The sequence below is a fragment of the Erysipelothrix rhusiopathiae genome, assembly GCF_900637845.1.
Lineage (GTDB): Bacteria > Bacillota_I > Bacilli_A > Erysipelotrichales > Erysipelotrichaceae > Erysipelothrix > Erysipelothrix rhusiopathiae.
The window spans coordinates 209224-234578 of the sequence record NZ_LR134439.1 but is presented as its reverse complement, the minus strand read 5'-3'; the positions used below and the strand labels follow the sequence as shown (position 1 = coordinate 234578).

At 36.8% G+C, this 25355-nt stretch carries 28 protein-coding genes; 5 read left to right on the top strand and 23 right to left on the bottom strand.

All coding sequences use genetic code 11. The features are described 5' to 3' along the window. From secA to EL194_RS01085, 13 genes are all read right to left on the bottom strand, one after another. Nucleotides 1–2343, bottom strand: coding sequence for a preprotein translocase subunit SecA (secA, locus tag EL194_RS01145; protein WP_003774421.1), 2343 nt, complete (start codon nt 2341–2343; stop codon nt 1–3). Nucleotides 2344–2430: 87 nt separating this feature from the next. Next, nucleotides 2431–2628: a cold-shock protein gene (locus tag EL194_RS01140; protein ID WP_003774419.1), complete on the bottom strand. Its 198-nt coding sequence runs from the start codon at nt 2626–2628 to the stop codon at nt 2431–2433. Nucleotides 2629–2715: 87 nt separating this feature from the next. Continuing rightward, entirely contained in the window at nt 2716–3240 is a 525-nt protein-coding gene (locus EL194_RS01135; protein WP_003774417.1) for a ComF family protein, read from the bottom strand. Nucleotides 3241–3269: 29 nt separating this feature from the next. After that, the gene (locus EL194_RS01130; RefSeq protein ID WP_232012991.1) at nt 3270–4376 is read right to left on the bottom strand and encodes a DEAD/DEAH box helicase; all 1107 of its coding nucleotides are present in this window, start codon (nt 4374–4376) and stop codon (nt 3270–3272) included. A gap of 102 nt (nt 4377–4478) precedes the next feature. Further along, complete coding sequence (locus EL194_RS01125) at nt 4479–5366, bottom strand: SPFH domain-containing protein (RefSeq protein WP_003774413.1); 888 nt, start codon at nt 5364–5366, stop codon at nt 4479–4481. Nucleotide 5367: 1 nt separating this feature from the next. After that, complete coding sequence (locus EL194_RS01120) at nt 5368–5811, bottom strand: NfeD family protein (RefSeq protein ID WP_003774412.1); 444 nt, start codon at nt 5809–5811, stop codon at nt 5368–5370. Further along, nucleotides 5808–6188: a hypothetical protein gene (locus EL194_RS01115; RefSeq protein WP_003774410.1), complete on the bottom strand. Its 381-nt coding sequence runs from the start codon at nt 6186–6188 to the stop codon at nt 5808–5810. Before EL194_RS01115 ends, EL194_RS01120 begins: the two co-directional genes overlap by 4 nt. 118 nt (nt 6189–6306) lie before the next feature. Further along, the gene (locus tag EL194_RS01110; protein ID WP_003774408.1) at nt 6307–6858 is read right to left on the bottom strand and encodes a haloacid dehalogenase-like hydrolase; all 552 of its coding nucleotides are present in this window, start codon (nt 6856–6858) and stop codon (nt 6307–6309) included. Then, on the bottom strand, nt 6859–7461 hold the full coding sequence (locus EL194_RS01105; RefSeq protein ID WP_003774406.1) for a 3'-5' exonuclease: 603 nt from the start codon (nt 7459–7461) through the stop codon (nt 6859–6861). A 117-nt stretch (nt 7462–7578) separates the two neighbouring features. After that, nucleotides 7579–9435 (bottom strand): molecular chaperone HtpG, encoded by a 1857-nt coding sequence (gene htpG / locus EL194_RS01100; protein WP_003774404.1) that lies wholly within the window; start codon nt 9433–9435, stop codon nt 7579–7581. Nucleotides 9436–9566: 131 nt separating this feature from the next. After that, on the bottom strand, nt 9567–11123 hold the full coding sequence (locus EL194_RS01095; RefSeq protein WP_034886666.1) for a ClC family H(+)/Cl(-) exchange transporter: 1557 nt from the start codon (nt 11121–11123) through the stop codon (nt 9567–9569). A 95-nt stretch (nt 11124–11218) separates the two neighbouring features. Further along, nucleotides 11219–11800, bottom strand: a complete 582-nt coding sequence (locus EL194_RS01090) for a hypothetical protein (RefSeq protein WP_003774400.1) — start codon at nt 11798–11800, stop codon at nt 11219–11221. Between the two features lie 55 nt (nt 11801–11855). After that, nucleotides 11856–12860 (bottom strand): LTA glycolipid anchor biosynthesis glycosyltransferase, IagA/BgsA family, encoded by a 1005-nt coding sequence (locus EL194_RS01085; protein ID WP_003774398.1) that lies wholly within the window; start codon nt 12858–12860, stop codon nt 11856–11858. 134 nt (nt 12861–12994) lie between these two features. Here EL194_RS01085 and EL194_RS01080 point away from each other — a divergent pair, with 134 nt between their 5' ends. From EL194_RS01080 to EL194_RS01060, 5 genes are all read left to right on the top strand, one after another. Then, on the top strand, nt 12995–13498 hold the full coding sequence (locus EL194_RS01080) for a transcription repressor NadR (RefSeq protein WP_003774396.1): 504 nt from the start codon (nt 12995–12997) through the stop codon (nt 13496–13498). 68 nt (nt 13499–13566) lie between these two features. After that, nucleotides 13567–14076, top strand: coding sequence for a hypothetical protein (locus EL194_RS01075; RefSeq protein WP_003774394.1), 510 nt, complete (start codon nt 13567–13569; stop codon nt 14074–14076). Nucleotides 14077–14113: 37 nt separating this feature from the next. Further along, nucleotides 14114–14467, top strand: coding sequence for an arsenate reductase family protein (locus EL194_RS01070; protein ID WP_003774392.1), 354 nt, complete (start codon nt 14114–14116; stop codon nt 14465–14467). After that, nucleotides 14467–15186, top strand: coding sequence for a YaaA family protein (locus tag EL194_RS01065; protein ID WP_003774390.1), 720 nt, complete (start codon nt 14467–14469; stop codon nt 15184–15186). The genes EL194_RS01070 and EL194_RS01065 overlap by 1 nt, the downstream gene beginning before the upstream one ends. Before the next feature lie 92 nt (nt 15187–15278). Further along, on the top strand, nt 15279–16244 hold the full coding sequence (locus EL194_RS01060) for an NAD-dependent epimerase/dehydratase family protein (protein ID WP_003774389.1): 966 nt from the start codon (nt 15279–15281) through the stop codon (nt 16242–16244). A 35-nt stretch (nt 16245–16279) separates the two neighbouring features. On the opposite strand, the gene EL194_RS01055 is transcribed toward EL194_RS01060, so the two are convergent. From EL194_RS01055 to EL194_RS01010, 10 genes are all read right to left on the bottom strand, one after another. Beyond that, nucleotides 16280–17065: an NUDIX domain-containing protein gene (locus EL194_RS01055; RefSeq protein ID WP_003774387.1), complete on the bottom strand. Its 786-nt coding sequence runs from the start codon at nt 17063–17065 to the stop codon at nt 16280–16282. Nucleotides 17066–17126: 61 nt separating this feature from the next. Then, nucleotides 17127–17810, bottom strand: a complete 684-nt coding sequence (gene rplA / locus EL194_RS01050) for a 50S ribosomal protein L1 (RefSeq protein ID WP_003774385.1) — start codon at nt 17808–17810, stop codon at nt 17127–17129. 6 nt (nt 17811–17816) lie between these two features. Further along, nucleotides 17817–18239 carry a 50S ribosomal protein L11 gene (rplK, locus tag EL194_RS01045; RefSeq protein ID WP_013853423.1) on the bottom strand — a complete coding sequence of 141 codons (423 nt, stop codon included), beginning with the start codon at nt 18237–18239 and terminating at the stop codon, nt 17817–17819. Nucleotides 18240–18383: 144 nt separating this feature from the next. Continuing rightward, the gene (locus tag EL194_RS01040; protein WP_013853424.1) at nt 18384–18806 is read right to left on the bottom strand and encodes a GNAT family N-acetyltransferase; all 423 of its coding nucleotides are present in this window, start codon (nt 18804–18806) and stop codon (nt 18384–18386) included. A 111-nt stretch (nt 18807–18917) separates the two neighbouring features. Further along, nucleotides 18918–20897, bottom strand: a complete 1980-nt coding sequence (gene tkt, locus EL194_RS01035; RefSeq protein ID WP_003774372.1) for a transketolase — start codon at nt 20895–20897, stop codon at nt 18918–18920. Between the two features lie 102 nt (nt 20898–20999). Further along, entirely contained in the window at nt 21000–22667 is a 1668-nt protein-coding gene (locus tag EL194_RS01030) for a phospho-sugar mutase (protein WP_013853426.1), read from the bottom strand. Nucleotides 22668–22729: 62 nt separating this feature from the next. Further along, on the bottom strand, nt 22730–22996 hold the full coding sequence (locus tag EL194_RS01025) for a phosphocarrier protein HPr (RefSeq protein WP_003774368.1): 267 nt from the start codon (nt 22994–22996) through the stop codon (nt 22730–22732). 70 nt (nt 22997–23066) lie between these two features. Beyond that, on the bottom strand, nt 23067–23522 hold the full coding sequence (locus EL194_RS01020) for a 23S rRNA (pseudouridine(1915)-N(3))-methyltransferase RlmH (RefSeq protein WP_003774367.1): 456 nt from the start codon (nt 23520–23522) through the stop codon (nt 23067–23069). Continuing rightward, the gene (locus EL194_RS01015; RefSeq protein ID WP_003774366.1) at nt 23519–24622 is read right to left on the bottom strand and encodes a S1C family serine protease; all 1104 of its coding nucleotides are present in this window, start codon (nt 24620–24622) and stop codon (nt 23519–23521) included. Before EL194_RS01015 ends, EL194_RS01020 begins: the two co-directional genes overlap by 4 nt. Further along, complete coding sequence (locus tag EL194_RS01010; RefSeq protein ID WP_013853428.1) at nt 24619–25347, bottom strand: MBL fold metallo-hydrolase; 729 nt, start codon at nt 25345–25347, stop codon at nt 24619–24621. Before EL194_RS01010 ends, EL194_RS01015 begins: the two co-directional genes overlap by 4 nt. Nucleotides 25348–25355 lie beyond the last annotated feature (8 nt).

Below are 25355 nucleotides of genomic sequence, written 5' to 3'. Positions count from 1 at the left end.
CTATTGTCTGTATTCAATTTTTACATTTACACAGAACATAACAATGTCTTGTGCAATTTGTCCTAACATTTCTTCGAACATTTCAAATCCTTCAGTTACATATGCTTGAAGTGGTTTATCTTGAGCATATGAGCGCAGATGAATTCCTTCTCGCAATTTGCTCATAGCATCAATATGATCAACCCATGAGCGATCAATCATGTTGAGCACAACTTCTTTTTCAACACGTGTAAACTGATCTTGTACATCTGTAATTTTTATTTCATATTTTTCCCAAGCAGCATCTGTAATAATTGCTTGAATTTCTTCTTGAGATGCGTTGTCTAATGATGATTGATCAAATGAATCATCAATTAAGCCAAGCTTATCCAACGCTCCTACAAGTCCTTCTTTATCAATTGAGAAATCTTTTGATTCTGGAATTGTATAAGATGCGATTGTATCTGAAACAACACGCTTGTACATCTCTTTAATGATTCCATGAACATCTTCATTTTCTAAGACGTAATCACGTTGCTCATAAATAATTTCACGTTGTTGACGTAACACATCATCATAATCGAGAAGTGTTTTACGAATATCAAAGTTGACACCTTCAACACGACGTTGAGCAGCGCTGATTTGTTTTGTTATCACTTTATTTTCAATTGCGACATCACCAAGTTGGCTATAAACATTTTCAAAACGTTCACTACCATGACGTAACATTAAATCATCTTCAAATGAAACGAAGAAACGTGACATCCCTGGATCCCCTTGACGACCTGAACGTCCACGTAGTTGATTATCAATACGACGTGACTCATGGCGCTCACTACCTAAAACAGCAAGTCCACCAAGAGCTCTCGATTCTTCATCAAGTTTAATATCAGTACCACGTCCAGCCATGTTGGTCGCGATTGTTACAGAACCTTTACGGCCTGCCTTCTCAATAATTTGAGCTTCACGAGCATGGTTTTTCGCATTTAATACTTCATGTTTAATTTTGCGTTGTTTCATCATCATACTTAAATATTCTGATGTTTCAACAGCAACAGTACCTACAAGAACTGGTTGTCCTTTTTCGTTGAGCTCACGCACAGTTTCAATAAGTGCTTCAAATTTAGCCTTACGTGTACCATAAACGAGGTCTGGTAAATCTTCACGAGCGATTGGACGGTTTGTTGGAACTTCCAGTACGCGCATGTTATAAATTTCTAAGAATTCTTCTTCTTCAGTTTTCGCAGTACCGGTCATCCCGGATAGTTTATTATAAAGTCTAAAGAAGTTTTGGTATGTAACTGTTGCCAGTGTAACCGTTTCTTGTTTAATTGTTACGCCTTCTTTAGCACATAAAGCTTGATGTAGTCCGTCAGAGTACTCACGACCTTCCATCAAACGTCCTGTGAATTGGTCAACAATAACAACTTCATTATTTTGTACAACGTACTCGATATCATTGAGCATGATGTAGTTTGCTTTTAATGCATTATTGATGTGATGCACCAATGATGTATTATCAAGATCATAAAGATTATCTACTTTGAAAGTGCGCTCCGCTTTTTCAACACCCGCTTCTGTGAGTTGAACTGTTTTGGACTTAACATCAATAACATAGTCTGATCCTTCGCTCAATTTCTTAGCAAATTTATCGGATGATTCATACAATTTTGCCCCATCACGCGCTCCACCTGAAATAATTAATGGTGTACGTGACTCATCAATAAGAATTGAGTCAACCTCATCAACAAGTGCATAGTTCAAGGGACGCAATACACGTTGTTCTACCTTAGTAACCATGTTATCTCGAAGATAGTCAAAACCAACTTCCGAGTTTGTTGTATATGTAATGTCACATTCATATACTTCGCGTTTACCTGAAGGTGATAAAGCACGTACGTTTATACCGACTGTTAGTCCTAAGAAACGATGGATTTCTCCCATCCATTCCGCATCACGTTGAGCAAGATACTCATTAACTGTAATAACATGAACTCCCTTACCCTCTAATGCATTGAGGTAAGTAGGCATGATTGCTGTTAATGTTTTACCTTCTCCAGTCTTCATTTCCGCGATATCACCGCGATGAAGAATTATAGCCCCCATAAGCTGAACAACATATGGAAATTCACCAATAACTCGGTAAGCTGCCTCACGTGAAACAGCATAAGCCTCCACAAGAAGATCATCCAAAGATTCCCCTTGAGCAATACGGTTTTTAAATTCATTAGTTTTTTCTTTTAACGCTTCATCAGATAGAGCACGGGTCTCATCTGCCAACGCATCAATTTCATGTGCAATTTTTTCAATTTCATTTAAAATCTTACGATCGCCATTAAAAAGATTACTTAAAAATCCAGCCATAATTCAAGCCTCCATTCCTTGATATTGTAACACATAACCATTTCAGAATACATAACTAAAAAAGTTGGCATAACCAACTTTTCCACTCTAGATTCTCACAATATTATGTGCTTGCAAACCACGCTCGGATTCCACAAGTTCAAATTCCACTTCAGTACCCTCTTCAATGGTTTTAAATCCTTCCATAATCAGATGAGTATAATGAAAAAATATGTCTTGTCCATCCTCTGCTGTGATGAAACCAAATCCTTTGTTCTTGTTAAATGTTTTAACTTTCCCCTTCATTTTATAGACCCTTTCTAAGCATATTTATATACTTTTAATTTCAATAAAATTATACGATAGAGGTACTTAAAAGGCAAGTGAAATCGCTTACTTCAGCTTGGTAAGGGTCCCTGCTAAGCATAGTGCTTCGATATGATTGGCAAAGGGTTTGATTTGATCCGCTATTGCTTCTAAAGTATTTCCAGTTGTCACAATATCATCAATAATTAAAATCTTCGTTGTTTTTTTTAGCGGTGTCTTCTCGAGTGTAATGTAATTACGAATTCGACGACGTTCTTTTGAGTTGCAATGAGCTTGTTTTATTGGAGCATTATTCACAAGATTGATACCACTATGTTTGAGCCCTAGATTTTCCACTAAAATTTCTAAATGATTAAGCTTACTACTATTCGTTGTATTAGATGGGGCAATAACGTATTCGTATCGTGAATAATGGAATCGAATCCACAATCGATGATATTCAAACAAATATCGTTTTAGATGGTAATCATCATAAACCTTATATCTGAGAATGAGGTTTCGGATAAAACCATGATACGCATACAAGACACAGGTTTTGACCGACAGGTCTTCTCGATAAAACTTTTTGGATTTTAATTGTTCACAACACATATTACAGAGTGCATCGTTTTTCGAACCGATTAACGAGCCGATGAGTGGTCTAACGCCAATTTTTTCAAAACAGATGTCGCATGTTTGTTCGCATTCACAAGAGCACGCTTTGACTTTTTCAATGATGGTGTCAATTCGAGAAAAAAACACATACACACTCCCTTCACAGGATTAATCCCCCGTTCGACACGACCTGCGATTTGAATTAAAGATGCCGTATCAAAAATCGGATGATCAGCATAAAGTACAAATACATTACATTTTTTGAATGTAACACCCCGCTCGAGAACCGTAGTACAAACTAACACACCTCCAAACTTCCTAAAGTGATCCAGATGTACTTCACGATTTTTTGTTTGTGAGGTGACTAAAGGTACACCCAGAAGGAACGAGAGAATCCTTGCGATTCTACGAGTCGGTACAAAAATAAGAAGATGATCTTTCTTAAATCTTCGATATTCAATCATCATTCGTAAAAATGGAAAACATGTATGTATATAAGTCGGTATCGGCAATAATCTTCCGCTAGGACGGAGCGATGCATAAAGATGTTTTACACTTTTAGAATTACACAGGTCTTCTAAAAAGCGGTTGCACGTTGCACTGAGATAAACAATACGGTTCTTACATGCATAAATCACAAACTTAAGAAGCAAGTCATTATTCGCAAACGGAAACGCATCCGGTTCATCTAATATCAACAGATCAAATTGCTTCGAATATCGATACAACTGATGCGTTGTACAAATCACAAAAGGCGCTACCAAATCATTTGTTCTACCACCACATACGCAAGCAATTTTGAGTGTTTTGAAATAAGACTTAAATCGTTCAAAAAGTTCAAGAACAATCTCCCTTCTTGGAACGGCCCAGCACACACACTTTCCATCCTTAAGCGTTTTCTCGATTAACGGCAAACAAATCTCTGTCTTTCCAGCTCCACACACTGCTTCCAAGAAGACATCGCTATGCTCAATAAGTGAACATAAACGGTTTGCAATGTCTTTCTGATAAACAGTCAACTCAAAAGGCATCGTGCACACACTTTCTTGGGCAAACTCATCGCACTCATCGAGATCAACAAGATACTGACTGTAATACAAGCACCGTCTACATGATCCATTTTGAATATTCAAACCACATCGATCACACACCACATAAATCACCCATTAATAATTATGTCTTCTCAAAAAAAAGGCCTAAAAAAAAACCACTATGGAAGTGGCTTTTTTATAATATTATTTGATGATTTCTTTACCAGCTGCTAAAACAGAAGCTAAGTTTTGCAAGTCAGAAGGAACAATAATTTTTGTTGCCTGACCATTTGCTGCTTTTTCAAATGCTTCAAAACTCTTAAGTTTTAGATAAGCACTGTCTGGATCAATTGTTGATAACAGAATTGCACCTTTTGATTGAGCATCGAAAACACGTTCCATCGCTTGAGCTTCACCTTCTGCTTCAGTAATCATCGCTTCTTTATGAGCTTGTGCACGGAGTACTGTCGATTCTTTTTCACCCTCAGCAATCAGAATTGCAGAACGTTTTTCACCTTCAGCACGTAAGATTGACTCACGACGCTCACGTTCAGCTCGCATTTGTTTCTCCATTGCTTCTTGAATATCACGTGGTGGAATAATATTTTTAACTTCAACACGTTGAACTCGAATACCCCATGGATCCGTTGCTTCATCTAAGATTGCTCTCATCTTGGAGTTGATAATGTCTCGTGACGTTAACGTTTGGTCTAATTCTAAATCCCCAATGATATTACGAAGCGTTGTTGCTGTAAGATTTTCAATAGCATTGATTGGATTATGAATACCATATGTATACAATACGGGATCAGTAATTTGGAAATATACAACCGTATCAATTTGCATCGTAACGTTATCTTTAGTGATAACAGGTTGTGGTGCAAAATCCTGAACACGTTCCTTGAGTGAAACTTTATTCGCAACACGGTCAACAAACGGTAAGATTAAATGCATCCCTTTATCAAGTGTATGACTATATGCACCTAATCGTTCTACAACATATGCATTTGATTGTGGAATTACACGAATGCAATATCCTATAATTATTAATACTAATGCTAAAATTACTAAAAATAAAATTATTCCTGGCATGTTAAGCCTCCTCTACACTTTTCACAATTAATTTTACACCTTCAATGGCAATAACTTCAACCCGTGTATGTGCTGAAATTGTAGATTGATCCGCAGTCGTCGCAGACCACTCTTCGCCATGAACCTTGATTTTTCCCCATGAATCTTGGTTGATTTCTTCATTTAGTATAAATTGACGACCAATTAAACGATCTGCATTCGTCGAAACGACATTTCCTCGTAAGAGATTTTTTGTCATTGGACGAATCATAATTAGTGCCGCAACACTTACAATAGCGAAAACCGCTAACTGTACTGCTACATTATCTGTTAAAAATGTTGTACCCAGTGCTGCTAGCGCACCAAATGAAAACCAAAGTGAAACTAAATTTCCAACCGTGATTACTTCAAGCACCAACATCCCTAAACAAACAATAAGCCATACCCAATCCATCGTTAATGTCATAGTATCACTCCCTCTTCATTTAGTGATGACAAATCAAATGTTAAAACACGTTCTTTTTTGTCATAATTCGCAATTACCTTTTGACCGTCAAGATTTTTCCCTACCTTAGCGGAGATTAAATCACACAACGCCTTATTATTAACTTTCGCATATCCCTTACCAATTGAAATTTTATGCAAATTCTCAACTGGATATACATTCAGTTCAAGATCGCGTTTTGTTACTGACTTGATGCCGACCTGCCCATCTTTTGAAAATCCTACCAAAACATATTGGCTGTCTTTAAAGTGAGATGAAGCATTTTGATTTAATGTTAAACTTTTTTCAGTCAAAGTCACAACTTGAAGTTGTGCATTTCCTGTTACCCATTCAAACATAGCGACCTCCTTTACTTTTCAAATTATACCACTTATTTCACTAATTTCAATATTTTCACCAATAATATTGGAAAATAAAAAAACTGACTCTCTTTTAGAAAGAAAATCAGTCTTCTATTTACCATGGTTTAATTGTATCCCCATCAACAAGATAAGCATGCTCTGCATATTGTGCTAGAGGATCATCAGAGTATGAATCAGAATAAAATGCCTCCATCAGACCTAAATCATAGAATGCTTCCATTCGAGCTACTTTTTCAGCGCCCCAACAGTTATGCTTCAAATTTTTGCCCGTTCTTGGATCTACAACCGAAGCAATCAATGCAATGCCCAATTCATCACAAATAGGTTCAAGCATAAATTCTGGTGAAGCAGAAATTATTAAATCATCATCACGCTTTTGTTCAAGATACCAAGGCTTAATTTTTTCGCGGTGTTCATCCCAAAACTCTAAAACGCGTTTTTTCATATCTGGGATTGCTGTAAAATACTCATAAAACACCGTTTTCATTTCTGTCTTATCAATCTTTCCACGTTTATAATCAAGCGCAGCCTTTATCTGACGCGGCCAAAACTTGATGATGGATTTATCACGTTTTAAATTGTATTTATAGAAATCCATGGAACTGTCACCATCATAGATGGTTTTATCGAAATCATAAACATTCATTTACTCTACCCCCTTTTCTACTGGATAAACTTTAGGTGCTTTATCTTTTTGAATTTGTCGCAATCGTTTGTATTTATCTTTCATTTTTATATAAACTTCTGCCGTTTGAAGACAGTCTTCTGAACCACGATGACCTACTAAACGCTCAACATCAAAATAAGCACATAAAGTTTCCAATTTATGATTCTTAGAATCTTTATTGAGAAGTCTTGAAACGCGAAGTGTATCAACGTAATCATTATGCATACGAAGTCCAACGGTTGCGAGATAAGCATCATAGACTAAACCATAATCAAACATGACATTATGACCCAAAATAACATCCGTCCCAATAAAATCAACGAATTGCTTAATAACCTGATCAATTTTAGGTGCATCCGAAACCATCTCTTCGGTAATTCCCGTAAGTTCTACCACGAAAGGAAGAATTGAGTTATCTGGTTTCACCAACGTGGAAAATGCATCGACCTGTTTATAGTTTCGATACTTTATGGCACTCAATTCCGTTATGTCTTCAAACTTATTACTACGTCCAGTTGTTTCTAAATCAATTACCGTGAAATTAGGAACAAATTTCAGTAGATTTTCTCCTACACTTCGCATTACAAATCCTCTTTTTCTAAACCTATTGTAGCACAATCAGTCTTAAACCACAGAATTTTATTATTCTCACTATAAGCGAAACCCCTTCATTAAACATAAAGGGGTTTTGTAAAACAATTATTTTGTGGATGCAACCATTAAGTCCGCAACACGTTTCGAGAATGTTACAGGGTCTTTGATTGGAAGTCCTTCGATCAGACATGCTTGATCGTATAAGATTGTCGCAAAATCACCGAGTTCATTTGGCTTCTCTTGATGTACTCGTTCCAATGCTTCAAGTAATGGATGATCCGGGTTGATTTCTAAGATCCGTTTAGCTTTCACACGTTCACCTTGATCAGGAATTGCGTTTAACACTTTTTCCATCTCAAATGAAACACCCTCTTCACTTACAAGACACACTGGATGGTTTACAAGTCGTGTAGACAATGTTACATCATCGACTTCATCTTTCAATGTTTCTTTCAATGCTTCAATCAAATCTTTATGACTTTCTTTTTTCGCTTCAATTGATTTTTTAGTTTCTTCATCAACAAGATCCAAGTCACCTTGGTTAATTGATTTAAAAGTTTTTCCTTCATACTCTCTCAACATTTGAATTGCGAATTCATCAATCTCATCTGTGAAATAAAGTACTTCGTATCCTTTAGAAACAACGAATTCTGTTTGCGGTAGGTGAGCACATTTCGTCACATTTTCGCCTGATACATAATAAATTTCTTCTTGGTCATCTTTCATACGTTCCATATATTCTTTGAATGATACAAGTTCATCCCCGTGTGAGCTCTTATAAAGAACAAGATCTTTTAAAGCATCACTCTTCGATCCATATGAAGTATAGATTCCATATTTAATGGATAGTCCAAAATTATTCCAAAACGATTCATATGCCTCACGATCGTTTTTCATCATCAGTTCTAATTCGCTTTTAATTTTTCGTTCGATACGTTTTGAAATCGCAGCAAGTTGACGATCATGTTGTAAAATTTCACGAGATATATTTAGATTTAAATCTGGTGAATCCACCAAACCGCGCACAAATCTAAATTCTTCTGGAATCAATGATTTATTATGATCCATAATGAATACACCACGACTGTAAAGTTGGAGTCCAGGTTCAAAATTTTGAGAATAGAAATCCATTGGTACATGTTTAGGGATAAACAATAATGCATCAAAAGAAGGGTTTCCTTCAACTTTCATTTGAATCGTTTTAAATGGATCATCGTAATCATGGAATTTATCTCTGTAGAATTGATTCAATGCTTCCTCAGTAACATCATTTTTAGAACGCTTCCAAATTGGAATCATTGAGTTTAAGACTTCAACTTCGCCTTCAACCTTCATTTCTATCGGATAACGAATATAATCAGAATACGTTTTGATTAGATTTTTAATCGTGTATTCGTCAATAAAACGCTCATAGAATTCGTCATCTGTATTGTCTTTAATCTTACAAATGATTGTAGAACCGTGTTTTTCACGCTCTGCTTCTTCAATCTTAAATCCGTCTAAACCATCAGAGCTAAACTTATATGCTTGTTCTTCACCATAAGCTTTGGAGATAACATCCACGTGATCACTTACCATGAATGCCGAATAAAATCCGACACCAAATTGACCAATAACATCAACTGCGTCATTGCCTTCTTCAAGTGCCTTTTTAAAAGCATGCGAATCACTTTTCGCAATAGTACCGAGATATGTTTCAAGTTCTTTTTCTGTCATACCGATACCATAGTCATGAATGGTTAAGGTGCGGTTTTCCTCATCCAGTTCAATTTCAATTTTCAAATCTTCTTTATTAATTTCAATCGACGTATCTTGTAAAGATTTGTAATACAGTTTATCTTCCGCATCACTCGCATTTGAAACTAATTCTCTTAAGAATATCTCCTTATTCGTATAGATAGAATTAATCATTAAGTCTAGTAGCCTTTTTGATTCAGCTTTAAATTGTTTTGTTCGAGCCATTCTATTCCTCCTTAGCACTCATATACCTTAAGTGCTAATATCATATCGCATTCTCGTATTTTGTCAACGGGTTTAAGAATTTTTTCAGTTCTTAATTTGCATTACTAAATATGTCCACAAAAAAACCAGTCCTAAACTGGTTTTTTTGTGGACACTTGGTCTAAAAGTTGATTACGAACTTCTACACTTGAACTTATGTCCGTTAAAATTTTTAACGTATCTCCTGCTAGAATTATTGTATCTCCATGTGGAATCAATTCGTGATCTCCACGTCCAAGTCCTGCTAATAAACAGGACTTTGGCCAATAAACATCTCGCACCATGCACCCGTCAAGTGCACTTTCTACATGAACACAAATCTCAATGATTTCTTTTTCACCGGTGATATTGGGTGCACGTTCCCCTGCAAGCCGCTCTAACATTGCCTCATATACAGGTTCTCCACCACATAAATCAGAAACAACATAAGCAACCAAAGATACCACCGCAATCGGCATTAGTTGGTCAAAATTACCAACCATTTCTGTAATCAGTACGATTGCAGTGAGAGGGGCTTTCCCAATCGCAGTGAAATAACCCGCCATCGCAATCACAATAAATGATTTCAAAAATTTGGGATCTAAGCCAAACTGAGAAATCAAAAAAGAACCGTAAATCGCTCCCAAAAGTGCACCGAGTGAAAGGATGGGTAGAAAGATTCCTCCAGGAAGACCCGATCCATACGAAACCATTGAGAAAATATATCTAAGCACAAAAATTGAAATAAGTACGGAAAGTCCAAATGGATTTTCCACAAGAATATGAATAATATCACTACCACCACCAATTAAGTGTGGATAAAAGAATCCAATTGGAATAACGAGAATAAAAGGAATCACACCATAAAAATGTGCTGGAACTTTTTTAATTTTACTGTAAACAGTAGGTATCCAAAGCACTGTTTTTTGGTAAATAAATCCAGTAACTCCTAAAATCAGACCCAATACAATTATAAATCCATAATGCTTCAAGTCAAACGTTTGTAGATGACCAAAAGATAAAATTGGACTGAGTCCAAAGAAGTATAGCGAAATGAAATTCGCAGTCGTCGTTGCTGCCAGGGTTGTTAAAAGTACAAGCGGCGAAAAATTATGATGAACCTCTTCCAAAACAAAGAGAAGCCCCGCCACTGGAGCATTGAACGCAGCCGCAAGACCCGCACCCGCACCACTTGAAACTAAAACTTTTTCAGACATTGTGTTTCCCTTAAAGCCTTGATTAACACCTTGTCCTACTGCAGCCCCCAACTGAATCGAAGGTCCTTCTCGTCCTAAAAAGAGCCCTGAACCAATCGATAAGATCCCGGCAATACCTTTTCTTAAAATAATCGAGAGCCAATTCATATGCATGACTCCTAACATCTGTCCTTCAATTTGTGGAATACCGCTCCCTTTAATCATGGGGTCTTTTTTAATAATCAAACCAATTCCAATTGCAAGCACAATTGATGCGAATACCCAGAGAAAAATCCACTGTGGATTAATACGTAACAGTGCGTAAGCCAGTTTCACATAACCCAATAATTCTTCGATCAAATAGCGAAACAGACTCACAATCAGTCCCGAAAAAACACCTACGATGATGCCTTTTCCAATAAATGCCAGACGTGTTTTATCAAAATAACTTAAAATCTCTTCTTTTCTTTTCAAATCGACAACTCCCAACTTTTCATCATTATCATACGCTTATGAGGTTTTACTGACAAGAATAAAACAAAAAAAATAGATACAAAATCGTATCTATTTTACTGAATCGGTTTTCGATAATTAGTTATTTCAATATATTCCATGCGTCCTGAATCAACATCAAACTTGAAAGTACTCTTAGCTTTTTTATTGTGCTCAAATGTTATGTTTTTAAATCGGGCATTCTCATCTTCCTTAAATTCACCTAATTGCTCAATGATTTGTTCTTTAGGTGTATCAAATGAAATCCCTTCATGCACAACAATATCAACCGGATCATCGTAATAGGACTCGCGATTCTCTGCACTTATTGATGCAACAAGCGTTTCTTCTAAAAGTTTTTCCTCATCTGCGGCATTGAAAAATGCAATCCAAATAATATTACGATCTTTACGTAAAGCATATCCGTCTGTATAACTATTGGAAGCAAGTGTTATGGAATCAATATCTGTAGTTGGCTCCCAACCATCTTCAAATAACGTTTGATAAGATACAGGAAGTTGATAATCTTTACCTCCTAATTTAAACACAATGGTTTCAAAGGTATTCACGGGTGGTTTAATGACTTCAGGTTCTTCTGGAGTCTTTGCACACCCTGTTAAAATAAGCAATAAAACTAAAACAGAACTTAGACGTTTCATAGGTTCACCTCATTATTGTCATCATATCATAAGTTTGAATTCACGAAAAGATATCCTATTTATTCTCCAATACATTTGAATAAATACGTTTCAATTGCTCACCAATAGCACCAATGCTACGCTCTTTCGCAACACGGTATCCTTCCACCGTTGTACTAGGTAACCTTTGATCGAGACAATCTCTAATAATTCGGATAAAATCATCATTTGTTTCTCCCTTATAACAGTTTTCCCCATCCACAAGCCATGGATCGTATACACCAATATTTCGAACCAGCGTTTGACAATTGGCAGCAAGAGCCTCTAATACCACAATTCCCTCAGTCTCTTCATATGATGGGAAAAAGAACATATCTGCACACATATATGCCCCTTCGATAATATCTCCTGAAATATAACCCGGAAGCAACACATTGTCCGGCTTATGTTTTATCGCATCTCGAATTTTTTGCGTAACACTTGCAAGAGGGGTATGACCAAACCAAATAAACGTTACCTCAGGCATATTACGGGCAACTTCCATAAAATCAGGCAGTCCTTTGCGCTCAAAATAAAGTCCTACAGAAACTACAACGGGTTTTCCGGCTTCAATCTTAAAATGATCTCGAAACGCTTGAACTTTTTCCTCTGAATACTCGAAGCGACTTAAATCGATTCCATTTGAAATATCTTCAATTGGAATTGTGATCCCATAACCTTCAAGAATACGTTTAGAATAGGGAGTTGGAGTAAGAATATAATCTCCCAACTTATAACTAGAAACGATATGTTTTTTAAAAAGTGGTGAAAGTTGATTTGAAAACATAAATGAATTACGGAAATCTTCTTCTGTAGAATGTGCATGATATACAACTTTTTTCCCCATTCTTCGCGCCTTACGTGCAAACTTACGCGCTCCAAAATCTACCGTGTTAATATGAACCAAATCGTAGTCATCTTGGATATTCGTTGTAAAGTCAACATGAGCTTCGGACAAAGCACGTACTTGATGCTTCATTGCACGTCCAATTCCCGATTTACTAAATGCCTTTTCGCCTTTTTGATAGAGTAATATTTTCATGATAAACCGCCTTTATCTTTTGTACTCATAGCCTATCATTGTGACCATAACCTGTCAATAAAGGTTCCAATACACGCTTTTTCTTTCAATTTATTGTTTCATTCGTTACAATGAGTTAAAAGAGGTGATTTTATATGCATGGTGATTTACGACGCACACAAATTATTACAAAATTGATAGATTCAGAGCACGCAATAAGCGCAAATCAATTCGCTAAGACATTCAATGTATCACGACAAATTATTGTCGGCGATATCGCACTTTTAAGGGCACAAGGTCATGACATTATCGCGACGGGTAAAGGATACTTGATCAATCGTATCGATGAGAACATGAAAATCTATACGCTTGCAATGCAGCACAGTCATCACGATACACAAAAAGAATTAGAGATTTTTATCAAACACCACGCACATGTTTTGGATGTCACCGTTGAACATCCAATCTACGGATCATTAACAGGTCAATTGGATATTCGAACTCATGAAGACATTACACTTTTTATGAACCAGAAGCCTGAACTTCTGGCTTCACTTACCAACGGGATACACCTTCATCGCATTGCAATTTCCAAAGAACACTACCCCAACCTCATGATTGATCTAAAAAAACATGCATTTCTCTATGAAAGTAACTAAGGTGTCTTGACACCTTTTTCTTTTGCTACTACAATACTTCTAGGTGTCAAAACACCCTGGAGGACCTCATGAAATCTGTTCGTAATCTCAGCATGACTGCTTTACTGATCGCACTTGGAATTACCATCCCTATGTTTATGCCTAAAATCATCATACCACCGGCATCATACACGCTTGCAAGTCATGTTCCCTTATTCGTATCAATGTTTATTTCGCCCGCTGTTGCACTTGCTGTAGCGTTAGGGACAGGAGTAGGTTTTTTAATCTCAACCCCATTTATCGTTGCGGTACGCGCATTCTCACACTGTGTTTTCGCTTTACTTGGATCACTTTACATTCAAAAAAATCCGGACCTCATCAAACAAAAAGGAAAATGCATTAGTTTTAATATTATAATCGGTATCATTCATGCAACCGTTGAATGTTTAGCCGTTACCCCCTTCTTTTTTACTCAAGCCACAAACTCTGGTTCTTATTTTACGATAGTCTTTTTGGCGGTTGGTTTTGGCGGTTTTATCCACAGTCTTATCGATTTTACAATTGCATCCACAATTTTAAAACGTATTCCTTTAAAATAATATGTTATCATTAACATATATTTAAAGGGAGGTTCTTATGAAACCATTATTTATCTACTATCCTAAATGTTCTACATGTAAACGTGCAGTAAAATATTTAGAAGAAAACAACATCGATGTTGTTTATCGAGACATGATGCTTGAAAATCCAACGAAAGCAGAATTAAAAGAATGGCTCCAAATTAGTGGCTTACCCATCAAACGATTCTTTAATACATCCGGTATCGTTTATCGTGAAATGAAATTGAAGGATAAACTGCCAGAAATGAGTGATGACGAAGCTTTAGAATTACTCTCAACAACAGGTCGTTTAGTCCGCAGACCTATGTTAATTGGTGATCACGGTGTATTTGTTGGCTTCCACGAAGAGATGTATGAGACATTAAAATAATGATCATTCTCGTATCACCAACTAAAACACAAAAAGAGAATTCTCAAGATTACATTGAGAATTCTCTTTTTCCCGAAATAAAGTCAAAACTTCTTGCTTCACTACAAGCATTAACACGTGATGAAATCAAAGCATCAATGCATGTATCCGATAAAATTGCGGATACCGTTTACCAAAACTATCAAAGCTTTTCAGAATCAACACCTGCAATCTTATCCTATCAAGGTTCTTCCTTCAAAAATATGAATCGAGAACTTTGGTCACACGAAGATTATCAAGAAGCTCAGAAACGTCTCTACATTTTCTCCGCACTCTATGGACTCTCTAAATGTTCTTCTGCGGTTGGACGTTACCGTCTCGATTTCCTAATGAAACTTAATATGGACCTGTATCAAATATGGAAACAACCCATCACCGATTATCTTAATAACCTAAACCAACCCCTTGTTAACCTTGCATCCAGTGAGTACAGTTCAATGATCGATATGAACACTTTAAGTGTTCCGATGATTACCTTGGATTTTAAAGAACAAATTGGTGATTCCTATAAAACCAAATCGACCTATGTAAAGATTGCACGCGGAAAGATGGTCTCATACCTCATTCAAAATCGCATCCAATCATTCAATGACATTAAAAAAATTACGTTTGATGATTACACTTTCAATACAGAATTATCCACAGACGAAACCTATATATTTACCCGAAAAGAAAGCTAAAACTTTCTTTTTTTTATACAACATTTCATCATACTTTTTCAAACATATCCAAACGAAATGATACACTGTATTTGAAAGCGAGGGTTATGTCCATGAAAAAAATATTTGTTTTAGGTGGAACTGGATTTCTTGGTTACCATACAGTTTGTGAACTTCTAAAAAGAGATTACCAGGTAAAGACAATGTCCTTACCTCCAATGCCTTCAGATAATCTTTTTCCAGAAAATGTAGAGAACCAGTTGGGAGATATCAATCAAATGAGCGACTCCGAGATTGTGGATATGCTCTATGATGTTGATGGATTTATCTATGCTATTGGCGCTGATGAACGATGGTTACCGGATGCACCTTCTTATCGTTCATTCTATCAAGCCAATGTTATCCCCACACAGCGAATTGCGCGACTCGCAGTTGAGGCAGGTGTGGAAAGTTTTGTGATATTTGGATCTTACTTTTCTGAATTTGCAGAACGCCTTCCGCAGTACAATTTAAAAAACCAAGGCTACTCTGGTACACGTCTACTTCAAGAGCAGATTGCCTTTGCAGAAGGGGAAGGTGCGATGCGAGTCACAAGTCTTAGACTTCCTTATATTTTCGGAACAATGCCTGGCCGAACACCTCTTTGGAAGATGTTTGTAGACATGGTACGCGACCAATCGGTATATCCAATACACAAAGGAGGAACCGCTGTAATTACCGCCACACAGGTCGCAGAAGCCGCAATAGGCGCTCTTGAAAACGGGATCCATCGTTCAACATACGCCATCTGCGATTCAAACCTTAAATATGCAGAATTTTTCCAGATGATTGTTGAAGCATTAAACCAAGATACCAAAATACAGATTGTGGATTACGCATCCATGCGTGATCGATATGCCGCGGCAGATCAACATGCTGCATCACAAGGAAAAGAACATGGCATACACGTTGAGATATCCCAAAAAATGCAAGAAGAAGATCTTTATCTTGATCCTAAGGAAACCATGTCCGTTCTCAAATTCAACCCTGAAGAAGATATTAAAGCAGTTATACGTGAAACACTCCTTCAATGCTTATAAATAAAAAAGACAGCTCATAAACACCAGCTGTCTTTTTACATGTTTTGAATGATTTGCTTAACTTCAACCATTCCCATATCAAGATCATCAATTTCATCTTCTGATATCCATGATACTTTGGATACAACCGCTTCTGAAAAATCACCTGACACTTCAAAAACCAGATTCACATAATGAACTGTTTTATGATACTTAGGAAGTTCTACAATATCTTCCGCAATTCCGACAAAATAAGAATCATCGATATCATAACCGGTCTCTTCCTTAACTTCGCGTTCCAGCGCTTGGTATATTGTCTCATTCAACATTTGACGCCCACCAACTATATTGTGTGCATCATCAAAGAGTATCCCTTTATCAGAACGCATTAATGCACTCACTCTAAACGTCAACTCATGACCTTCCGCGAGCTTATAACTGAGGTCTTTGGAAGCTAATGAACCCGGCTCTAGATTACGATACTCATAAAAATCAAATTCCTCGGCATTTATAAATGGTAGCCACTCATCGGGGTAATGAGATTCTTCAACGATTGAGAAGGAACCTACATCACTGAGAGTATCTACTTCAGCGATTAATACAAAATTATGCGCGTGATCAAAATCTCGTCCAAACGACTCACCAATCCCCATAAATTCTAGATTAGAAATCGCTTGATGGAACGATGCATTAACCAATCGTTGTGCACAATCTTCAATTCGTTCTTTATACTGTAACACGCCTTGGATCGGCTTAAGATTTCGATCAAATAAGTACTTATTTTGATATTTAATGAGTACTGTAACGAAAACACAGTATTCTTTATTGAATTTTAAGTCCATAACTACTCCTTATTGATATAGAAAAACCGGTCAGAGACCGGTTTGTTTAATTTAACATAAATTAGTCGATTGAAACTTTGATTCCAGGACCCATTGATGTTGAGATTGTAAGGTTTTTAATAAAAGCACCCTTAACAGCAGCTGGACGTGATTTAAGAATTACGTCATGTAATGCGTTAAAGTTTTCTTCTAATGCTTCATCTGTAAATGATGATTTACCGATAATTGTGTTAACGTTTGATTCTTTATCAACACGGTATTCGATTTTACCTTTTTTGATTTCTTCAACAGCTTTAGTGATGTCCATAGTTACTGTTCCAGTTTTAGGGTTTGGCATTAAACCTTTAGGTCCTAATACACGACCAAGTTTACCAAGCTCACCCATCATATCTGGTGTAGCAACGATAATATCAAACTCGAACCATCCTTTTTGGATTTCTTCAAGAATTTCTTTACCACCAACAAAATCTGCTCCTGCATCTTTTGCTTCTTGTTCCTTAGCGCCTTGAGTTACAACCAATACCTTTTGTGAACGTCCTGTTCCATTAGGTAATACCATTGCACCACGGATTTGTTGATCAGCATGACGAGGATCAACATTTAAACGGTATGAAACTTCGAATGTTTCATCGAATTTTGCGAAACTTGCTTCTTTTGCTAATTTGATTGCTTCAGAAATTGAGTAAACTTTTGAGCGATCCACTAATTCATTAGCTTTAACGACGTTTTTTGATTTTTTAGCCATTATACTCTAGTCCTCCATTCCTTCAATAGCAATACCCATATTACGTGCTGTACCAGCAACGATGTTCATAGCACCTTCGATGCTATTTGCATTTAAATCGGGCATTTTATATTCAGCAATTTCACGTAATTGATCTGCTGAGATTGTAGCAACAATGTTTGAATTTGGTGTTGCTGATCCACTCTTAACTCCAGCAGCTCTCTTTAATAAGATAGCAGCAGGTGTTGTTTTTAAGACAAAATCAAATGATTTGTCATCAAATACTGTAATTTCTACAGGTACAACGTCTCCTGCACGATCTCTACTTTGATCATTGAACGCAGTACAGAATTGAGGCATGTTAATACCAACACCAGCTAATGCAGGTCCTGGTTTAGCGCCACCGGCAGGGAATTGTAGTTTAACTACTCTTGCAACTTTTTTACTCACGAGACATTCCTCCTTATGTGTGTTTGTCTGTGCTGTGGTTAAATGAATGGTTGCATCACTCTCCCACATTACAAAAGCCTTTTTACAGGCTTATATATTTTACATCTTACACCAGTCTAAGTCAAGCATATTTTCTAGAGACAATTATAGGGTTTCTGGCCATACCATCGTATGTTCGACCAGAGCATCATTATGGGTTTCCACCACAACAAACCCCTCTCGCTTATAAAAACTTTGTGCTTTTATATTTTGATCATACACATCAAGTGTGAGTTCATCATAACGTGCTTTGATATAATCAAGAAGTTGCTTACCAATACCCTTATTACGTGAATCTTTTGAAACAAAAATCCCTGCAAGATAATACCCTTCCGTCACGCCTGCAAAGCCTTGAATCACACCGTCTTCGACTGAGACATAGATATTCGCATTCTCCATCATTTCCTTCACATTATCATAATTATCGTTCCAAAATGCAGCATTCACAAATGAGTGAACCTCTAAATTACTTTGTAGCCATATTTCCATGACTTGATCTATTTCGGGAATTTCCATATAACGTATCATATCCATGCACCTCTTCTCTTAAGTTCTATTATACCTGTTTTTTAAACCCATCACCAGGACCTCTTTGTGATAAAAAAAAGATGTGATACTTTCTCACATCTTTTTTTGAAATTATTTAAGAATTGATTTTACAGTTTCAGATACGTTATCCACCGTGAATCCAAATGCTTCAAAGAGTTTTGGTGCTGGTGCAGATCCACCAAAGTGATCCAAGGTTACATAAGCGCCATCAAGTCCGATTAGTTTACCCCAACTTAGAGATGAACCTGCTTCAACGGCAACACGAGCACGTACTGCTGATGGAAGCACAGATTCTTGATATTCGTTGCTTTGTTCTTCAAAAAGTTCAATACATGGCATTGAAACAACACGCACACCGATATTTTCTTTTTCTAAAGACTTAGCGGTTTCAATTGCAAGTGAAACCTCAGATCCTGTAGCCATAATAATCGCATCGATCTTTTCAGCGTCTTTCACAACATAACCACCTTTAAGTGCATCAACACCCGACATTTCAAGTTGTGGTAAGTTTTGACGTGAAAGAATCAGCCCAACTGGTGTTGTTTTCGATGTAAGAGCTAAAACCCAACCATAAGCGGTTTCGATTGCATCCGCTGGACGGAATGTATAGAAGTTAGGTAATGAACGTAACATTGTAAGTTGTTCAACCGGTTCATGTGTAGGTCCATCTTCCCCAACACCAATACTATCGTGAGTTAAAACGTAAGTTAATGGCAAGTTCATAAGTGAACTTAAACGAGCCATTGGTTTTAAGAAGTCTGAGAACACAAAGAATGTTGCGACATAAGCCTTAAGTCCACCATAAAGCACAATACCATTACCCATCGCAGCCATTGCATGTTCACGAATACCAAAATGAATATTACGTCCCGCAAAATTTTGTGATGAGAATGAATCTTCATCATTCATATTTGTCATATTTGAAGGTGCTAAGTCCGCTGACCCTCCAAAAATATTTGAATATTGATCTTTAAGACGATTAATCATCATACCGGAAACATTTCGTGTTGCCATTGGTTTGTTTTCAAATTCAAACAATGATTTATTATTTGTTAGTTCTTCTACAGTAATATCTGTGAAATCTTGATCCAATTGTTTTGCTAATTCTGGATAAGCATTTTTATATGAATCCATCATCACATTCCATGCATCTTGTGCTTTTGCACCTTCAGCTGCAATTGCACCAAAGTGTTCGTACACTTCTTCAGGAACGTAGAATGGTTCAAGGCTTGGGTAATTTACAAGTTCTTTAAATGTTTTGATTCCTTCCTCACCGATTGGAGCACCATGTGATGAGGCAGAACCTTCTTTAGGTGTACCGAAACCAATCTTAGTTCGGATTTCAATAAATGAAGGTTTATCAAGGTTTAATTTTGCTTCAGTAATTGCAGCATTAATTGCTTCGATGTCATTACCATCTTCAACCACAAATGTGTCAAAACCATATGCTTCATAACGAGCACATACATCTTCATGGAATGAAAGATCTGTACTTCCTTCGATCGTGATGTTGTTTGAATCATAAAGAACAATCAAGCGACCTAAATTCATTGCACCTGCAAAAGAAGATGCTTCACTTGTAATTCCTTCCATCATACAACCATCACCTGAAATAACGTAAGTGAAGTTGTTGAATACATCGAATCCGTCTTTGTTGTATTTTGCTGCGAGGTGTTCTTGGGCCATTGCCATACCAACTGCTGTTGATAAACCGGCACCTAAAGGACCTGTTGTAGCTTCAACGCCATCCGTATGACCATATTCTGGATGACCTGGTGTTAAAGAGTTAAATTGACGGAAATTTTGTAAGTCTTCTTTCGAAACCTTATATCCAAACACGTGTAGTAGTGAGTAGAGAAGTGCCGATCCATGTCCTGCTGACAGAACAAAACGATCTCTGTTGATCCATTTAGGATCAGCAGGGTTAAAGTTCATATGATTTGCCCACACAGTATATGCCATGGGTGCAGCGCCTAAAGGCATTCCAGGATGACCTGAATTTGCTTTTTGAACTGCATCTACAGATAACACACGAAGTGCATTAACTGCTAAGTTTTCAATATTATTCATAATTTATATGTGCTCCTTCTTTTTCATATATAAGATACATGATTTCAGCGAATATATCAATGTACCGCTTACGCCTTAAAAAGACATAGCACAACATATTTTTTAATCGAGTTGCGCTCTTTCATTAATATCTTTTTTTAGTGCTTCAAATTTTAAGAGTGATTCTTCAATTGTTTTACCTACAACGCAATAGTAAAACTTGCATTTTGGTTCCGTACCAGATGGTCGAATTGCAATCCAAGATCCATCTTCAAGGCTATACTTAATAACATTCGATTTTGGTAATGTTAATCTTTCACCGTTTGAACGTGATGATGTTAAATAATCATCTCGGTAAAGAACCTTAATTCCCGCAAACGCTTCGATATTTGATTCTCTAAATGTTGTTAGGATTTCTTGAATACGATTTAAACCCTCTTGTCCGGATAACGTAATTGCTACTTGTGTTTCATGATACGCACCATGTCTGTCATAAAGACCGTTTAAAACATCAACGAGTGTTAAGCCATGATTTTTGTAATAGTTTGCCGCTTCCGCAACCATCATACATGCTTGCAAAGCATCTTTATCACGCACAAAATCTGCGAGAAGATAACCGTAGCTTTCTTCATAACCAAATACAAAATTAAAATCACCCACTTTATTGTGATTTTCGATGCTATCACCGATGTATTTAAAACCCGTTAATGTCTTCTCTACATTCACACCGTAAGATTGCGCAATCTTTTCTCCTAAGTCAGAAGTAACGACGGTATTAAACATAATTGGATTTTCAGGCATGGTTTCTTTTTCAATTCGTGTTGCATAGATATATTCTTGAAGTATGGATCCACCTTGGTTTCCGGTAAGGTAAACATACTCGTCATGGTGTTTAACCACAATACCCATACGGTCTGCATCCGGATCACAACTGAGTACAAGATCAGCATCGTGTTTTACCGCATATTCCACGGCTAAATCATAGGACGCTTTTTCTTCGGGATTCGGAGTTTTTGTATTACTAAAATTAGGGTCATAATTACTTTGTTCCATGACAGGAATAACATTGTATCCTGCATTCGTTAAGATATCCGGTACAAGTGGATAGGATGTTCCATGTTGCGATGTAAACACAACGGATAAGGTTTTTACTTCCTCTGGACGTAATTGAATTGAATGGATTGCATCTTTATAGGTTTCATCAAAATCAGCTTCCATATAAGTAATCATTGAACGATTACCCTGATTGATATCCACCTTCGTTTCATCCGGTTCTTCATTGATAAGAGAAATAACACGAGCAATCTTGTGATCCACCAATTGACATCCATTTTCATCGTATACTTTGTAACCATTGTATTCTTTCGGGTTATGACTTGCTGTAATAACAATTCCACCAACACAGTTTAACGTTCTAACTGCAAATGATAACTCGGGTGTTGGACGAGGTTGTGAAAAGATGTAACTTTTAATCCCGTAAGTTGATAATACCATCGCACTCACGTCCGCAAATTCTTTAGACATATGACGGTTGTCATATGCAATCGCTATTTTTAATTCTTGATCTTTAAATGTCTCAACTAAGTATTTCGCAAATCCCACACTTGCTTTCGCTACCGTATAAACATTCATGCGGTTAGGTCCGATTCCTAATAATCCGCGCATACCTGCAGTACCAAATTCTAATGACTTATAAAAAGCGTCATGTTTTGTGCTTTCATCCATAGTTTGCATTGCTTCCTCAATCCATGAATAATCGCGAGCCAACTCATTCCATCTATCTAATGACATAATTCCCTCCTGCATAAAAAAAATAGAAGATTCTCATCTTCTATTTTATTCTAATTATAAAATTAAGCAATTACTTTTTGTGCTTTTAGTACTTCTTCAATTGTAGCGATTGCATCATCTTGATCTTCGCCTTCAGCAGAAATAACGATTTCTGACTGAGTTGGAATTCCTAATGACATAACGCCCATGATTGACTTCATGTTTACAGCTTTACCTTTGTAGCTGATTTTGATTTCGCTCTTGAATTTGCTTGCTGCATTTACTGCTACGGTTGCAGGACGCGCATGCAATCCAACAGGATCAATAACTGTTACTGTAATCTCTTTCATAAGTATAACCTCCTACTTTTCATTTCAATTTTATACTATTTTAAAGATTAATACAATGATTAGTCTTTTTTTACTTGTGATATGGATGATTTTTTGAAATCATAAAAAACCGATACACTTGTTCATACAACATAAGGCGGACAAGTTGATGTGGAAAAGTAAGGTTTGAAATCTTCCAACGATAGTTAGAACGTTCTCTTATTGATTGGTTTACACCGTGAGAACCACCAATAATAAATGTGATTGGCTTTCCCATATCGATGAGATCCATTATTTTTTCACTCATCGAAACCGAGTCCAAATCTTTTCCACTTAAGTCCATCAATACCACATAGTCGCGATCATCAATTTTCTCAAGTATTCTTTGACATTCATCTTCAATGATACTCGTAACATCGCTTTTATTTGAGTTTGTTAGTTCAATCATTTCGACAGAATGAATGGGTTTAAGGCGTTTCTCATATTCTTGAATCAGTGCTTGCATTGGTTTTTCTTTAATTTTTCCAATTGCGATAATTTTTATCACTGCAATGTTACCTCTACCTCGTGAATTTCTCCATTACGATTTATCGTTAGTTTAACGGTATCACCGACTTTATGTGCATATAGTTCACGTCTAAACTCGCGATAACTCGAAATGGCTTTGTCATTAATATGGGTTAGAATGTCACCCTCTTTAATATCTGCTTTACGTGCTGGTCCATTTTGAGTTAACTCAGCAATAAATACTCCCGCATTTACATCTGAAGGAACTTTATAGTAATTTTTAAGGAATGGGTTCATTTCAGAAACCGAAACACCTGAAATCCCTATAACTGGATATTGTACTTTTCCAGTTTCTTCAATTTGTTTAATGATTGGAACCACTTCATTGATAGGAATTGAGAATCCCATTCCTTCAACTTGAGCTGAAGAGAGTTTCATGGAATTAATACCAATTAATTCTCCATTCATGTTTACAAGTGCTCCACCACTATTTCCCGGGTTAATTGCAGCATCTGTTTGCATTACAACCATATCCCAATCCGGATTACGGTCTCCATTTAAATCAACTGGAACTTTACGATCTTTTCCAGAAATAACTCCAAATGTTACGGAGTTTGCGAATTCTAAATCTACTGGACTTCCAATAGCGAGGACAAATTCCCCCACCTTAACAACAGAAGAATCCCCCAGTTTCATTGGCTTCACATCCGAATCAGTTTCTACTTGAAGTAGTGCTAAATCTGTAAAAGGATCCGCGCCTAAAAGTTTCGCTTCTACTTTTTCGCCATTTGAGAATTGAACATAGTATTGTTCACCTTTTTCAGTTACGTGATTATTGGTGATAATGTGAATCTTACCACCTTCATTTTTGTACACTACACCTGATCCACTACCCGCAAGTTGTCCACTTTGGACATTTAATACACTCACAACTTGGTCGCGAACATTTTCAACGACTTTCGTTGGATCTGTTTCAAATTCTGTAACAACTTTTTCTACAGTTTTACCATCTTCGGTCTTCTCAGTGACTGTTGGACGATTGTTTAGGTCGTAGACTTGATAGGTTAGAAATCCATTCCATGCAAGTAAAATAACTAAAATTCCAATAAATGTATTTTTAAATCCTTGATCTTTTTTCATATTTGATATCCTCCAATTACAATTTCAAATTGTTTAGCGACATTGAATTCAATCCCCTCATTATCAACTAATTCACGTACCGTTGACAAGGCTAAATATTCATCATTAGCTTCCGAACTAAGATGGGCTAGTAAAATTTCCTTTGTTTTTTCCGAAACAACTTTAGATAACAGAACACCCGCTTCTTCATTAGACAAGTGACCTGTATCCGATAATATACGACGCTTAATGGCATAAGGACGATTGGTTTGCATCAGTAATTCAGGATCGTGATTGCTTTCCAAGATGTAGTAATCGGCATCTTTGATCAATTCAAAATCCTGCTCACGAATGTAACCCGTATCGGTAATATACACAAGTTTACGACTCCCGTCATCAACAATATATCCTACTGAATCATCCGCGTCGTGAGATGTTTTCACTGCCGTGATTATAAACGGTCCAACGTGAAATGGGGTATACGGTTCTACCTTTGTATGGTTAAACATAATCTCCGAAGGACAGTAGATTTGATGGTGAGCAAAATGCTTCAACTGACTAGTATGATCACCATGATCGTGTGTAATCAAAACACAATCCACATCATCAAATGTTAGCGCTAGCGATTCAAAACTTTGTTTGAGATAACGCTTTGTGGTTCCACAATCAATCATAATTCGAACCCCTTGCGATTCTACAAGACAACAGTTCCCTTTAGAACCGCTCGCAAGCATTGAATATTTCATAAACATCT

Coding starts and splice junctions, on each gene's coding strand:
- secA (WP_003774421.1), bottom strand. CDS start 2,343: ATGGCTGGATTTTTAAGTAATCTTTTTAATGGCGATCGTAAGATTTTA.
- EL194_RS01140 (WP_003774419.1), bottom strand. CDS start 2,628: ATGAAGGGGAAAGTTAAAACATTTAACAAGAACAAAGGATTTGGTTTC.
- EL194_RS01135 (WP_003774417.1), bottom strand. CDS start 3,240: ATGTGTTGTGAACAATTAAAATCCAAAAAGTTTTATCGAGAAGACCTG.
- EL194_RS01125 (WP_003774413.1), bottom strand. CDS start 5,366: ATGCCAGGAATAATTTTATTTTTAGTAATTTTAGCATTAGTATTAATA.
- EL194_RS01120 (WP_003774412.1), bottom strand. CDS start 5,811: ATGACATTAACGATGGATTGGGTATGGCTTATTGTTTGTTTAGGGATG.
- EL194_RS01115 (WP_003774410.1), bottom strand. CDS start 6,188: ATGTTTGAATGGGTAACAGGAAATGCACAACTTCAAGTTGTGACTTTG.
- EL194_RS01110 (WP_003774408.1), bottom strand. CDS start 6,858: ATGAATGTTTATGATTTCGATAAAACCATCTATGATGGTGACAGTTCC.
- EL194_RS01105 (WP_003774406.1), bottom strand. CDS start 7,461: ATGCGAAGTGTAGGAGAAAATCTACTGAAATTTGTTCCTAATTTCACG.
- htpG (WP_003774404.1), bottom strand. CDS start 9,435: ATGGCTCGAACAAAACAATTTAAAGCTGAATCAAAAAGGCTACTAGAC.
- EL194_RS01090 (WP_003774400.1), bottom strand. CDS start 11,800: ATGAAACGTCTAAGTTCTGTTTTAGTTTTATTGCTTATTTTAACAGGG.
- EL194_RS01085 (WP_003774398.1), bottom strand. CDS start 12,860: ATGAAAATATTACTCTATCAAAAAGGCGAAAAGGCATTTAGTAAATCG.
- EL194_RS01080 (WP_003774396.1), top strand. CDS start 12,995: ATGCATGGTGATTTACGACGCACACAAATTATTACAAAATTGATAGAT.
- EL194_RS01075 (WP_003774394.1), top strand. CDS start 13,567: ATGAAATCTGTTCGTAATCTCAGCATGACTGCTTTACTGATCGCACTT.
- EL194_RS01070 (WP_003774392.1), top strand. CDS start 14,114: ATGAAACCATTATTTATCTACTATCCTAAATGTTCTACATGTAAACGT.
- EL194_RS01065 (WP_003774390.1), top strand. CDS start 14,467: ATGATCATTCTCGTATCACCAACTAAAACACAAAAAGAGAATTCTCAA.
- EL194_RS01060 (WP_003774389.1), top strand. CDS start 15,279: ATGAAAAAAATATTTGTTTTAGGTGGAACTGGATTTCTTGGTTACCAT.
- EL194_RS01055 (WP_003774387.1), bottom strand. CDS start 17,065: ATGGACTTAAAATTCAATAAAGAATACTGTGTTTTCGTTACAGTACTC.
- rplA (WP_003774385.1), bottom strand. CDS start 17,810: ATGGCTAAAAAATCAAAAAACGTCGTTAAAGCTAATGAATTAGTGGAT.
- EL194_RS01040 (WP_013853424.1), bottom strand. CDS start 18,806: ATGATACGTTATATGGAAATTCCCGAAATAGATCAAGTCATGGAAATA.
- tkt (WP_003774372.1), bottom strand. CDS start 20,897: ATGAATAATATTGAAAACTTAGCAGTTAATGCACTTCGTGTGTTATCT.
- EL194_RS01030 (WP_013853426.1), bottom strand. CDS start 22,667: ATGTCATTAGATAGATGGAATGAGTTGGCTCGCGATTATTCATGGATT.
- EL194_RS01025 (WP_003774368.1), bottom strand. CDS start 22,996: ATGAAAGAGATTACAGTAACAGTTATTGATCCTGTTGGATTGCATGCG.
- EL194_RS01015 (WP_003774366.1), bottom strand. CDS start 24,622: ATGAAAAAAGATCAAGGATTTAAAAATACATTTATTGGAATTTTAGTT.
- EL194_RS01010 (WP_013853428.1), bottom strand. CDS start 25,347: ATGAAATATTCAATGCTTGCGAGCGGTTCTAAAGGGAACTGTTGTCTT.